Source organism: Bradyrhizobium sp. SZCCT0153, assembly GCF_018129995.1.
Taxonomy (GTDB): Bacteria; Pseudomonadota; Alphaproteobacteria; order Rhizobiales; family Xanthobacteraceae; genus Bradyrhizobium; species Bradyrhizobium japonicum_G.
Window position 1 is genome coordinate 880306 of sequence record NZ_JAFCKS010000003.1, and the last position, 12978, is coordinate 893283.

The window sequence follows — 12978 nt, forward strand, 5'->3', positions numbered from 1 at the left end:
AGCGTCGTGCCGGCCTACCCCGCCCCGATCTCGGCCACGATCCTTCCCGTCGTCACCTGCTCGCCCTCCGCGACGTCGATCGCGGCAATGACTCCGTCGATACCGGCCTTGTGGACGTGCTCCATCTTCATCGCTTCGAGCGTCAGCACCGGTTGGCCGGCAGTGACGCGCTCGCCGGGCTTCACCAGGACCGCGACGACGCGGCCGTTCATGGCGGCGCGGACTTTTCCGTCGCCGCCATTGCTCGCGGCAGCCTTCGGCGCGGCGAGGGTGAGATCGGTGACCGCAAGCGGAATGCCGCGGTGTTGAAGGTAGAGCTGGTTCCCGCCGCGCAGGAATCTTGCGCTGTCCATCACGCCATCATGGCGAAAGCGGATCGCGTCGGCATCGAGCTGGTCGATCTCGAACCTGTCTTGCCGTCCGTCGACGGCAACGGTGTAGCCGCCATCGCGCTCGCGGGTGACCTCGAGCTCACACGCGTGACCCGCGATTTCGATTTTCGCGGGCAGAGGGAACGTAGCCGCAAGGCTCCGTCCGCTGTGCCACGACGGCGCGCGCGGATTTGTCACGTAGAGCAGCAAGCCCGCCAACGCCGTTTCGAATGCGGCGTCGGCGCGCGGCGCCAGCAACTCGTCGCGGTGCGCGCCGATGAAGGCCGTCGTCGCCTCGCCCCTGGCAAAGCCGGGATGACGCAGGCAGGCCATCAGGAACGCCTGGTTGGTGGTGACGCCGAATGCTGTCAGTTGCTCCAGCCCGACGATCAGCCGTCCCCTCGCCTCCTCGCGCGTGGCGCCGTGGCTGATCACCTTGGCGATCATGGAATCGTAGAACGGCGGGATCTCCGAGCCCGATTGCAGCGCATGCTCGACGCGGATGTCCTCCGGGACCTGCCAGAGCGCCATGCGGCCGGACTGCGGCATGAAATCCTGTGCGGCATCTTCCGAGCAGAGCCGCACCTCGATGGCATGGCCTTCGAAGCGAATGTCCTGCTGTTTCACCGGCAATGTCTCGCCGCGCGCCACGCGCAGCTGGAGCTCGACGAGATCGAGCCCGGTGATCGCCTCGGTCACGGGATGCTCGACCTGGAGCCGCGTGTTCATCTCCATGAAGTAGAACTCGCCGTTCGTATCGAGCAGGAATTCCAGCGTGCCGGCGCCCTCATAGCGCAGCGCCTTCACGGCGGCGACCGCGACCTCACCCATTCTGGCGCGCAACTCCGGCGTCACCGCCGGCGACGGCGCCTCCTCGATCAGCTTCTGGTGTCGCCGCTGTACCGAGCAGTCGCGCTCGCCGAGATGGATGGCGTTGCCGTGGCTGTCGCCGAAGACCTGGATCTCGATGTGGCGCGGATTCTGGATGGCGCGTTCGAGGATCACGGTCGGATCGCCAAAGGCGGCCTTGGCCTCCGACCGTGCACTGCGCAGCGCATCCGGAAACGAAGCTACATCGGTCACGAGCCGCATGCCGCGTCCGCCACCGCCGGCGACAGCCTTGATCATCACGGGGAAGCCAATCTTCCTGGCTTCCGCAAGCATGACATCGTCGCCCTGGTCGGCTCCCTGGTAGCCGGGCACGCAGGGCACGCCGGCCTTCTTCATGATCTCCTTGGCGCCGGCCTTGTTGCCCATCGCCTCGATCGCCTGTGGCGACGGGCCGATGAAGACGAGGCCAGCGTCCTTGCAGGCCTGCGCAAAATCCTCGTTCTCGGCGAGGAAGCCGTAGCCGGGATGCACGGCATCCGCGCCGCTGGCTTTCGCCGCGGCAATGATCGCGGGAATGTTGAGATAGGACCGCGCCGGCAGCGCTTCGCCGATGCGCACGGCCTGATCGGCCTGCCGCACATGGAGGGCATCGCTATCCGCATCCGAATAGACCGCGATGACGCCAAGGCCGAGCCGGCGCGCGCTGCGCATCACCCGCAGCGCAATCTCGCCGCGATTGGCGATCAGAACCCTGAAGTACGGCCGGTGCTGCACTGATCCGTTCCTCATGGGCGGGCCACCGAGAACTGCATGCGCTGAGGTGTCCGTGCGTCGCCCTCGCGGCAGATCGCAAGTACCTCAGACAGGACCGCGCGGGTGTCGCGCGGATCGATCACGCCGTCGTCGAGCACGCGCGCGCTGGTCGAGAACACGTCCATCTGGCCGTCGAACACGCCGATGATCTGCGCCTTCATGGCGTCGAGCTTGTCCTTTTCGATCGGCTTGCCGCGGCGGGCTGCGGCGGCTTCCGTCACGATCGCCATGGTCTCGGCGGCCTGCTCGCCGCCCATCACGGCAGTCTTGGCGTTCGGCCAGGAGAAGCAAAAGCGCGGGTGGAAACCGCGGCCGCACATGCCGTAATTGCCGGCGCCGAACGAGGCGCCGCAATAGATCGTGATTTGCGGTACCGTCGCCGACGTCACCGCCTGGATCATCTTCGAGCCGTGCTTGATCATGCCGGCTTCTTCATAGGCCTTGCCGACCATGTAGCCGGTGGTGTTGTTCAGATACAGCAGCGGCGTGCGGGTCTGGCAGCAGGCCTGGATGAAATGCGTTGCCTTGTTGGCGCCGGCCGGATCGAGCGGGCCGTTGTTGGTGATGATGCCGATCGCCTGCCCTTCGATGCGTGCATGGCCACAGACGGTGGCCGGACCGTAATTCGGCGCCATCTCGGTGAAATCGGAATCGTCGACGATGCGTGCGATCACCTGCTTCATGTCCACGGGGCGCTTGTGGTCCATCGGCATGATACCGAGCAGCTCGTCCTGGTCGTAGCGCGGCGGCTTGTGATCAGCTTCCGCCCGGCCCGGCCGCTCCCACTCCAGAGCCGCCATGATCTCGCGCGCGATACGCAGGGCATCGCGGTCGTCCTCGGCGAGATAGTCGCCGAGGCCGGAGACCTGCGTGTGCATCTCGGCGCCGCCAAGTTCTTCTTCCGTGGCGATCTCGCCGGTCGCGGCCTTCAGCAGCGGCGGCCCCGCGAGGAAGGCGCGGGTGCGGCCGCGCACCATGACGATGTAGTCGGACAGGCCCGTTTGATAGGCGCCACCGGCAGTGGACGAGCCGTGCGTGACGGTAACGACCGGCAGCCCCGCCGCCGAAAGCCGCGCCAGATTGCGGAAGATGTTGCCGCCGCGGACGAAATCCTCGACGCGGTAGCGCAAAAGGTTGGCGCCGGCGCTTTCGACCAGTTGCACGTAGGGCAGCTTGTTCTCTAGCGCGAGCTCCTGCACACGCAGCGTCTTATCGAGGCCATAGGGTTGCAGTGCGCCGGCATCGATGCCGGAATCATTGGCGCTGACCATGCAGCGGACTCCCGAGACGAAGCCGATGCCGGCGATGACGCCGCCGCCCGGCACGCTCTTGTCGGCATCCGGCACATCGAACATGTAGCCGGCCAGCGTCGACAGCTCGATGAACGGCGCGCCAGGATCGAGCACCAGCGCGACGCGTTCGCGCGGCAGCAGCTGCCCGCGCTTGTGGAAGCGCTCCTTTGCCGCGGCCGAGGCTGCGCGCGTACGCTCTTCCAGCGCGCGCATGCGGTCGATCAGTCCGAGCATGCCGTCGCGGTTGGCGCGGTAGCCGGCACTGCCAGGGGAAACGGTGTTTTCGAGAATGGACATGACTTGATCCTGCTCGTCATTGCGAGGAGCGAAGCGACGAAGCAATCCAGACTGCCTCAACGGAAAGATTCTGGATTGCTTCGCTTCGCTCGCAATGACGGATGAGGCGATACCTTACCGATTCGTCCCAAATATCTTTCGCGCTTCCGCCGGGCTCGCGATCTCACGGCCCGCGCGCCGGGCGCAGGCGGCGATGGCCTCGATCAACTGGCCGTTCGACGTCACCTTCTTGCCGTCGGCGAGATAAAAGGCGTCCTCGAGGCCGGTGCGCAGATGGCCGCCGAGCTCGGCGCAGCGCTGATGCAGCGGCCAGATCTCTTCGCGGCCAATGGCGGTGACCTGCCAATGCGCTTCGGGGCGCTTCAGCTTGAGCAGGATCGGCAGCAGCTCCGGATCCGACGGCATGCCGGAGGCGACGCCCATGACGAAATTATATTCGAGCGGACCCTTGTACATGCCGACCTGGGTGTACATGCCGACACAACGCACGATGCCGACGTCGAAACATTCGAACTCGGGGATGGTGCCGACCGCGTTCATGACGTCGAGATAGTCCTTCACTTTCTCGACCGCGTTGTCGAACATCATCGGCGGCCAGGCCCAGCTGTTGTCGGCCTTCACTTTCAGATAATTCAGCGAACCGGCGTTGCAGGCCGCAATCTCGGGCCTGGTCTCACGGATGCATTCGAGCGCGCCGCTGTAGTTCGGCCCTGATACCCCGGATGTGTGATTGATGAGGACGCCGGGACATGCTTCGCGGATCGCCTGCTGGATTTCCTTGCTGACGCTGACCTCCCAGGAGGGCAGATGTCCCTTGTTCGGCGCCTGCTGACGCAGATGGATGTGCATGATGGACGCGCCCGCATCGAACGCAGCCTTGGCCTCGCGCGCCATTTCTTCAGGCGTGACCGGCACGTTGTGCTGCTTCGGATCGGTGAGCACACCGTTCAGCGCGCAGGTGATGACGGCCTTGTCGCTCATGCCCTAGATATCTCGCACGTTGAGAATTCAACGCTTGCGATCATGTGATGCGCGGCATGCGGCTTCTTGCGCGGAGAAGCTGGAAAGCGAGATGCTGCAGGGCGGGCAATGGCGCTCCTGCGCCGTGCCCACCATCTCTCCAGACCTTGCGCAGGCGGTGGGCACGCTTTCGCTTTGCCCGCCCTGCAAGAGCGACGCTAGCTCGCCTCCGCCAGCCGTACCGTCTCGCTGCTGCGATAGATCGCGAGGTCGCGCGAGCCGACGAAGATCGCGCGCGGCTTCAATCCGTAGAAGCGGCGGATCGAGTGGCTGAAATGGGTCGAGTCGGGATAACCGATGTCCTGCGCGAGATGGGCGAGGTTGAGGTCCTGGTTGGCGAAATGCAGCAGGTGCCGCGCGCGCTTCCAGGCGCGGAAGGACCGGAATGAGATGCCGGTCTCTTCCTTGAACAGATGCAGGAAGCGCGACGCCGAGAGCCCCGCTTCGGCCGCACAAGTATCCGCGGTCACCGGCTCTCCGGAGAAGCGGCCGATGCGGGCCACTGCGCGCATCACGCGCGGGTCGAGCACGCGGCGCGGCAGCGCCTCGCCAAAACACATCTCGTCGAATTCGGCGGTGGTGATGTCGTTATAGCGGCGCTGGCGCAGCAACGTATAAGCGGCGAGGATCTTGCGGGCATAGACGGCCTTGTCCGGTCCGGTCAGCCGCTCAGCCAGAGCCTCGATCACGCCATCCGGCAAGCTCTCGGGCTCGAGCGTCACGCTGATTGCGGTGCGGTAGTCGCTGGCGATGGAATGCCGCTGGTTCGGCAGGGTGACGAACAGCTCGCCGGTGGCGAGGGCGTCGTCGATCGTCAGATGCAGGCTGCCTTTGACCGCCACGTAGACGTGACAGCAGCCGGGCGTCCGCTTGCGGGGGCGGCCGAGCAGGCCGGCATAGAACACCCGCTCCGGCGTGATCAGCATCAGATGGTCGGATTCGCGACCGTTATCTTCCATGGGGATCCTCCTCGCGCGGCTCTTTGGCCGCTGCGGACGGAGATCACCTTAGCCTAAATTCGGGCGGTGTCACGGCGGGATAGCGCTGTCATGGCGCGCAAAAGGTCAGCATTCCCGGGCGGCTGTCGAACCGCATCCGGAACCCTTCAACAATCGTCGTCCCGGCCTTACGCCGGGACGACAAGTCTTAGGCCCTTACCCTCGGCACAATGTTCTGCTCGATCCCGGCCTTCTGCTCTGCAGCAACCGCGCGCTTGAAGCCGTCGCGCTGCTGCAAACGCGCCCAATAGGCTGCGACATTTGGCCCAAAATCCTTGGCCAGCCCGATATTGTCGGCGAGGCGGAGCGCATAGCCGATCACGACATCTGCGGCGGTGAAGCGGCCGGCACACAGGGTTTCGGCATTTGCGGTGGCGGCCTCGACGGCGCGCAGCCGGCCCAGAAACCATTTGGCGTAGTCGCCGGCGACCTGCGGATTGCGGCGCTCCTCCGGCTCGAGCTGGGTGTATCGGAGCACCAGCGTTTGCGGGAAGGTTAACGTGGCGTCGCTGAAATACATCCAGTTCAGGAAGGCGCCATAGGCGGGATCCTCCGGACCGACCATCAGCGGCGTCGGCCCGTGCTTGATGCCGAGATAGTGGCAGATGCCGGAGGACTCGGTCATCTTCGTCTCGCCGTCGATCAGGAAAGGGATCGTGCCAAGCGGATTGATGCCGAGATAATCCTTGGCAAAGACCCTCGGCGGGAACGGCAGCATTTTGAGCTCATACGGCAGCCCCATCTCCTCCAGCATCCAGAGCGGGCGGAACGAGCGCGCGGCGTCGCAGTGATAGAGCGTGATCATCAGGAACTTCCCTTGCTGCCGGGCAGCGTGCCCATCATCTTGCACAGGACCATCAGCATGACCTCGTCGGCGCCGCCGCCGATCGAGGTCAGCCGGCCGTCGCGATAGGCGCGGCTGACCGGCGTCTCGTTGGTAAAGCCCATTCCGCCCCAATATTGCAAGCAGGCGTCGGTGAGCTCGCGGCCGAGCCGGCCGGCCTTCAGCTTGGCCATGGTCGCAAGCTTCGTCACGTCCTCGCCGGCGACCAGCTGCTCGGCGGCGCGATAGATCAGCGCGCGCAACAGCTCGACCTCGGTCTGCATCTCCGCGAGCTTGAAGTGGACGACCTGGTTGTCGAGAATCGACTTACCGAACGCCTTGCGGTTTCTCGTGTATTCGATCGTTTCATTGATGATGTATTCGTGCGACTTCAGGCAGGCGGCGGCGCCCCAGAGCCGCTCCTCCTGGAACTGGATCATCTGGTAGGTGAAGCCTTTGCCCTCCTCGCCGATCCGGTTGCGCTTGGGCACGCGGACATCGTCGAAGAATATCTGCGCGGTGTCGGAGGAGCGCATCCCCATCTTGTCGAGCTTTCGCGCGACGGTGACGCCCTTGGTCTTCATGGGCACGCAGATCAGCGACTTGTTGCGGTGAACGGGCCCGTCGCCGGTGTTGGCGAGCAGGCAGATCCAGTCAGCCTGTGTGCCGTTGGTGATCCACATCTTGCCGCCATCGATGACGTAGTCGTCGCCATCCGAACGCGCGTTGGTCTTGATCGAGGCGACGTCCGAGCCCGCGCCCGGCTCGGAGACACCGATGCAGGCAACGAAGTCGCCCGAGATCGAGGGGCTGAGAAACTCGCGCCGCACCTCGTCCGAGCCGAACCGCGCCAGCGCCGGCGTCGCCATGTCGGTCTGCACCCCGATCGCCATCGGCACGCCGCCGCAGGTGATGGCGCCCAGTTCTTCCGCCATCATCAGCGCGTAGGAATAGTCGAGACCCGAGCCGCCGAACTCGAGCGGCTTGTTGAGGCCGAGAAAGCCGAGGCTGCCCATTTTCCTGAACAGCTCGTGCGCCGGGAAGATGCCGGCCTTCTCCCATTCATCGACATGGGGGTTGATCTCGCCCGCGATGAATTTTTGCAAGCTCCGGCGGATCTCGTCGTGGTCGGCGGTGAATAGCATTCTCTCTCCATCGTCATTCCGGGATGGCCCGAAGGGCCAGGCCCGGAATCCATAACCACGGCTGGTGGTTATGGATTCCGGGCTCACTCGCTTCGCTCGCGCCCCGGAATGGCGCAAGGAAGAATACTCACAGCCCCATCTGCCGCGACGCCAGATCCTTCATGATCTCCTCGGTGCCGCCGCCGATGGCGTTGACCTTGACCTCGCGGTAGATGCGCTCGGCCTTGATACCGCGCATGAAGCCGGCGCCGCCGAAAATCTGCACGGCCTCCGAGGCGCAAAACGCCATGGTCTGCGTCGCCTGATTCTTCATCATGCATATCTCGGCGACGGGGCTTTCGCCCTGCTCCAGGCGCCATGCCAGCATTTCCAGCATTGCCTGACTTGCGGCGACCTTCTGCGCCATGTCCACGATCTTGTGGCGGATGACCTGGTGCTGCGCCAACGGCTTGCCGAACGTCTTGCGCTCCTTGGCGTAGGCAATCGCCTCGTCGAGGCAGACACGCGCGAAGGCGGTGCAGCTCGCCGCCATGCCGATGCGCTCGCTGTTGAAATTCTGCATGATGATCTTGAAGCCCTGGCCTTCCTCGCCGATCAGGTTTTCGGCCGGCACGCGGCAGTCGTCGAAATGCAGCGTCGCGGTATCGGAGGCCCACCAACCCATCTTCTTCAGTTTTGTCCGCGACAGGCCGGGCGTATCCCCCTCGATCAGGAGCAGGCTGACGCCACCGGCACCCTCGCCGCCGGTGCGCACCGCAACGGTCAGATAATCGGCGCGCATCCCGGAGGTGATGAAGGTCTTCTCGCCGGTCACGACGTAGTGATCGCCCTCGCGCCGAGCCCTGGTCCGCAGATTGGCGACGTCCGAGCCGCCGCCCGGTTCGGTGATCGCAAGAGCGGAAATCTTCTCGCCGGCGAGCACCTGCGGCAGCACGCGCGCCCTAACCTCCGGGCGCGCCGCCCGCGCGATCGGCGGCGAGCCGATGGTGTGGCTCATCAGGCTCGCGCTGATGCCGCCGGCGCCCGCCCGTGCCAGCTCCTGGCTCGCCACGATCTTCATGAACTGGTCGGCGGCGATCCCGCCATGTTCCTCGGGGAATCCAAGTCCCAACAGGCCGATCTCGGCCGCCTTGCGATAGAGGGCGCGGGGAAATTCACCCGCTTCGTCCCATTCATGGGCGAACGGCGTAATCTCCTTCTCGACGAAGCGGCGCATGACGTCGCGGAAAGCGTCATGCTCGGCGGTGTAGAACGGGCTCGTCATCGCACTCCTGCCTCGTTGACGGATTCATCTCGCCCACCATCGCTGGAACATTGGCGGTTCACTTGCGCGGAGTGGCTGGCTGCGGCCATGGCGACAATCTAGCAACTCAACGCAAGACGATTTTCGTCACTCACAGGCCAACTCCGGGTCAAAAAAAGTGGTGCACAAAACTCCGGCTGGCCTCCCTTGGCCACGCCGGGCATGGTGCACGGCAATAGAGCGCAGGCGGCACAAGACCGCCGAGGGAGGGATTTTTGGCCGTTCGTTACTACGATTGGATCGCCCACCATCGCCGCCGGACACCTGATAAGGTTGCGGTGATCGATCTGGCGAGCGAGCGCCGCTTCACCTATGCGCAACTCGACGCCCGCATCTCGCGCCTCGCCTCCTTCCTGCGTCACACGCTGGAAGTCTCGCGCGGCGACCGCGTCGCGGTGCTGGCGCTGAACACCACCGATACGCTGGAGGTGCAGTTTGCCTGCGGCCGGCTAGGCGCGATCTTCGTGCCGCTGAACACGCGTCTCACCGTTCCCGAGCTTCAGTTCATCACCGGCGATTGCGCGCCGAAGGTGATGATCCACGACGTCGAGCTGGCCGAGACGGCGCTTGCCGTCGCAAAACTCTGCGGCATCGCGACCAGCCTGCTGCTCGGTCCCGGCGGGAGCTATGAAGCCGGCATCGCGGCCGCAAGACCGCTCGCGGCGATCGAGGAGGTCACGCTCGATGACGTCTCGACCATCATGTACACGTCGGGCACCACTGGGCATCCGAAGGGCGCGACCATCACCCATGGCATGACCTTCTGGAACTGCGTCAATCTCGGCGGCCCGGCCTGCATCGGACCGTCTTCGGTGCTGCTCACCGTGCTGCCGCTGTTCCACACCGGCGGACTCAATTGCTACACGAATCCGGTGCTGCATGCCGGCGGCACCGCGATGATCATGCGCGCCTTCGATCCCGGCATGGCGCTCGGCCTGATCAACGATCCCGCGCAGGGCATCAACGCGTTCTTCGGCGTGCCCGCGAACTACCAGTTCATGGCGCAGCATCCGGCCTTCGCGACCACCGATCTCGGCCGATTGATCGTCGGCGGTGTCGGCGGCGCGCCGATGCCGGTGCCGCTGCTGAAAGCGTGGGAAGCGCGCGGCGTCGCGCTCCAGCAAGGCTACGGCATGACCGAGACCTCGCCGGCCGTGCTGGTGCTGGATCGCGAAGATGCCGCGCGCAAAGCCGGCTCCGCGGGCAAGCCGGTGCTGCACACGGAGGTCCGCATCGTGCGGCCCGATGGCAACGATGCCGATGTCGGCGAGCTCGGCGAGCTCTGGGTGAAGGGGCCGAACATCACGCCCGGCTACTGGAACAGGCCGGAGGCCAACAAGACGTCCTTCACCGACGGCTGGCTGCACACCGGCGACGCAACGCGCGTCGACGAGGAAGGCTTCTACTACATCGTCGACCGCCGGAAGGACATGTACATCTCCGGCGGCGAGAACGTCTATCCGGCGGAGGTCGAGAACGTCCTGCACCAGCTCGACGCCATCGCCGAAGCCGCCGTGATCGGCATTCCCGATCCGCAATGGGGTGAAGTGGGCCTTGCCATTGTTGCGGTCAAGCCGGGACAAAAGCTGACCGAGGCCGATGTCATCGCGCATTGCGCGGCCAATCTGGCGCGTTTCAAATGCCCACGCCAGATCCGCTTCGTCAATGCGCTGCCACGCAACGCAACCGGCAAGATCCACAAACCGACCTTGCGCAAGGAATTCTCGGCGGCCTCGGAAGTCGACAAGAAGGCCGCCAACGCCTGATCGGAGCGCCCCTTGCGGGCGCTTTTCTTTTTTGCGTGCCTGCCCAGAAGAAACCCAAAGAAACCCCAAGGAATTTTCATGAACAAGAAACTGACACTGCTTGCCGCAGCAACAGCGATGACGCTGCTTGCGACCCAATCCGCCCAGGCGCAAAAGAAATACGACACCGGCGTCACCGACACCGAGATCAAGATCGGCAACGTCGACGCCTATTCCGGTCCAGCTTCCGCCTACGGCGTCATCGGCAAGACCGAGGAAGCCTATTTCAAGATGATCAACGACCAGGGCGGCATCAACGGCCGCAAGATCACCTGGATCTCCTATGACGACGGCTATTCGCCGCCCAAGACCGTGGAGCAGGTCCGCAAGCTGATCGAGAGCGACGAGGTATTTTTGATCTTCAACGCGCTGGGCACGCCGACCCAGACCGCCGTGCAGAAATATCACAACGCCAAGAAGGTGCCGCAGCTGTTCCTCGCCACCGGCGCCAGCAAGTGGAACGACCCCAAGAACTTCCCCTGGACCATGGGCTTCCAGCCCAGCTACCGGGTCGAGGCACAGATCTTCGCAAAATACATCCTGAAGGAGAAGCCGGACGCCAAGGTCGCGATCTTCTATGCCAACGACGATTTCGGCAAGGATTACCTCGCCGGCATCAAGGACGTGTTCGGCGACAAGGCATCGAAGCTGATCGTGGCCGAAGAGAGCTACGAAACCTCGGAGCCTTCGATCGACGCCCATATCGTCAAGCTCAAGGGCACCGGCGCCGATGTTTTCGTCAACATCGCGACCCCGAAGTTCGCGGCGCAGGCCATCAAGAAGATCGCGGAGCTGGAGTGGAAGCCGATGCACCTGATGACCGACGTCTCGGTGTCGATCGGTGCGGTGATGAAGCCCGCCGGCCTCGAGGCCTCCGAAGGCGTGCTGTCCGCCGGCTATCTGAAGGACGCGTCGGATCCGCAGTGGAAGGACGACGAGGGCATGAAGAAGTTCATGGTCTTCATCGACAAGTACATGCCCGGCGCGAACATTTCCGACGCCAATCTCGTTTACGCCTATGCAGCAGCCCAGACGATGGTGCAGGTGCTGAAGCAGTCGGGCGACAACCTGACTCGTGAAAACGTGATGAAGCAGGCGGCCAGCCTCAAGGACTTCGTGCCCGACACGCTGATCCCGGGGATCAAGATCAACACCTCCGCCACGGACTTCGCGCCGATCGAGCAGCTCAAGATGTGGCGGTTCAAGAAGGGCCAGTGGGAGCTGTTCGGCGACATCATCACCGCCGAGACCGGAGGCTAGCTCACCTCGATTGGACAGGTCTCAACGAAATAGCGGCCGAAAGGCCGCTATTTTTTATGTGCGCTCGGCGGGCGAGCTATCCCGGCAGGAAGAGCGCAAAAGACTCGTCGATCGTGCGGCGCAAGTGACCGCGATAAAGCGCATGGTTGGCGTCATCAGGCGCGACCCGTCCCAGCGACGGCTTCGGGACATTCCTGAGCGGCACATAGGCGATCGGCGCAGCGATCGGCGTCAGCTGCGAGCCGGGCCCGGCGCGGAGCGTCGAGATGATGCCGTACATTTCGCCGGCAACCGTCGGCCGCGACACCGTGATCACGCGATGCTGTCCGTGCTTTATGATGACGAGATAGATGAAGCCGGACTGATGCGGCACTGCGACCTCGCCGGTGTGCTCATAGGCGGCATCGGTTCGCTCACCTTCGCGGAACACCAGTGACGAGACCCTCGGCTCCCAGACGATCTCGGTGCGGTAGGCGAAGATCGCGTCCTTGTCCCCGAACGACGGCCGCAGCGTGATGTAGACGTCCTCGAGCCAGGTCACCGCGCGATGGGCGTAGGAGCCAAGGCTGTCGGGCGCGACATCGCTTGCGGCCGGAGGCGTCATCACGACGACGCTTTTGCGCAAGGAGACGCCCAGCGCCTGCTCCAGCCGCACCGTCGTCGCCAGCGTGAACGGCCGCCGCCCGCCAAGGACCTTCTCCAGCGTCGACAGGCTGAGCTTGGCCTGCTCGGCCAGCGCTTGCCGGGAGATCCGGCGTCTGGCGAGTTCCTCGCGAATAGTCTCCGCGACCTCGCGGCTCTGCTCGTCCGAGAGCTGCTTGTCGGTGAATTTGTCCTGCATCTGCATCGTGGCCCTGCTCCAGGACGGCCATCCTAGCAGGGCGGACAAACCAGCACAAAACCGCACCTGGCCATCCCGGCGGCGGCCGATCCAGGCCGGCCGCGGCGGAACATTGCCGATCATTCTGCTCGCGAAATCGCCCGCTCCCGACCGATGCTCTGCAACGTCAAACACCTTCG

At 64.4% G+C, this 12978-nt stretch carries 10 protein-coding genes; 2 read left to right on the forward strand and 8 right to left on the reverse strand.

Annotation, left to right across the window (positions count from 1 at the left end):
• Window positions 1-14: 14 nt before the first annotated feature.
• The 7 genes from JQ572_RS17790 to JQ572_RS17820 form a co-directional block, all read right to left on the reverse strand.
• Complete coding sequence (locus JQ572_RS17790) at window positions 15-1991, reverse strand: acetyl-CoA carboxylase biotin carboxylase subunit (RefSeq protein WP_211384058.1); 1977 nt, start codon at window positions 1989-1991, stop codon at window positions 15-17.
• Window positions 1988-3604 (reverse strand): acyl-CoA carboxylase subunit beta, encoded by a 1617-nt coding sequence (locus JQ572_RS17795; protein ID WP_211384057.1) that lies wholly within the window; start codon window positions 3602-3604, stop codon window positions 1988-1990. Before JQ572_RS17795 ends, JQ572_RS17790 begins: the two co-directional genes overlap by 4 nt.
• A 114-nt stretch (window positions 3605-3718) precedes the next feature.
• Entirely contained in the window at window positions 3719-4585 is an 867-nt protein-coding gene (locus JQ572_RS17800; protein ID WP_211384056.1) for a beta-keto acid cleavage family enzyme, read from the reverse strand.
• A 197-nt stretch (window positions 4586-4782) separates the two neighbouring features.
• Window positions 4783-5583, reverse strand: a complete 801-nt coding sequence (locus JQ572_RS17805) for an AraC family transcriptional regulator (protein ID WP_211384055.1) — start codon at window positions 5581-5583, stop codon at window positions 4783-4785.
• Between the two features lie 187 nt (window positions 5584-5770).
• Complete coding sequence (locus JQ572_RS17810) at window positions 5771-6427, reverse strand: glutathione S-transferase family protein (RefSeq protein ID WP_211384054.1); 657 nt, start codon at window positions 6425-6427, stop codon at window positions 5771-5773.
• Entirely contained in the window at window positions 6427-7590 is a 1164-nt protein-coding gene (locus JQ572_RS17815) for an acyl-CoA dehydrogenase family protein (protein ID WP_211384053.1), read from the reverse strand. The genes JQ572_RS17810 and JQ572_RS17815 overlap by 1 nt, the downstream gene beginning before the upstream one ends.
• Before the next feature lie 127 nt (window positions 7591-7717).
• Entirely contained in the window at window positions 7718-8854 is a 1137-nt protein-coding gene (locus JQ572_RS17820; protein ID WP_211384052.1) for an acyl-CoA dehydrogenase family protein, read from the reverse strand.
• Window positions 8855-9108: 254 nt separating this feature from the next.
• Between JQ572_RS17820 and JQ572_RS17825 the strand changes: the two genes are divergently transcribed.
• Window positions 9109-10659, forward strand: coding sequence for an acyl-CoA synthetase (locus JQ572_RS17825; RefSeq protein WP_211384051.1), 1551 nt, complete (start codon window positions 9109-9111; stop codon window positions 10657-10659).
• Window positions 10660-10737: 78 nt separating this feature from the next.
• Entirely contained in the window at window positions 10738-11958 is a 1221-nt protein-coding gene (locus JQ572_RS17830; protein WP_211384050.1) for an ABC transporter substrate-binding protein, read from the forward strand.
• A 76-nt stretch (window positions 11959-12034) separates the two neighbouring features.
• Here JQ572_RS17830 and JQ572_RS17835 read toward each other — a convergent pair whose 3' ends face one another.
• Window positions 12035-12805: a helix-turn-helix transcriptional regulator gene (locus JQ572_RS17835; protein ID WP_211384049.1), complete on the reverse strand. Its 771-nt coding sequence runs from the start codon at window positions 12803-12805 to the stop codon at window positions 12035-12037.
• Between the last annotated feature and the right edge of the window lie 173 nt (window positions 12806-12978).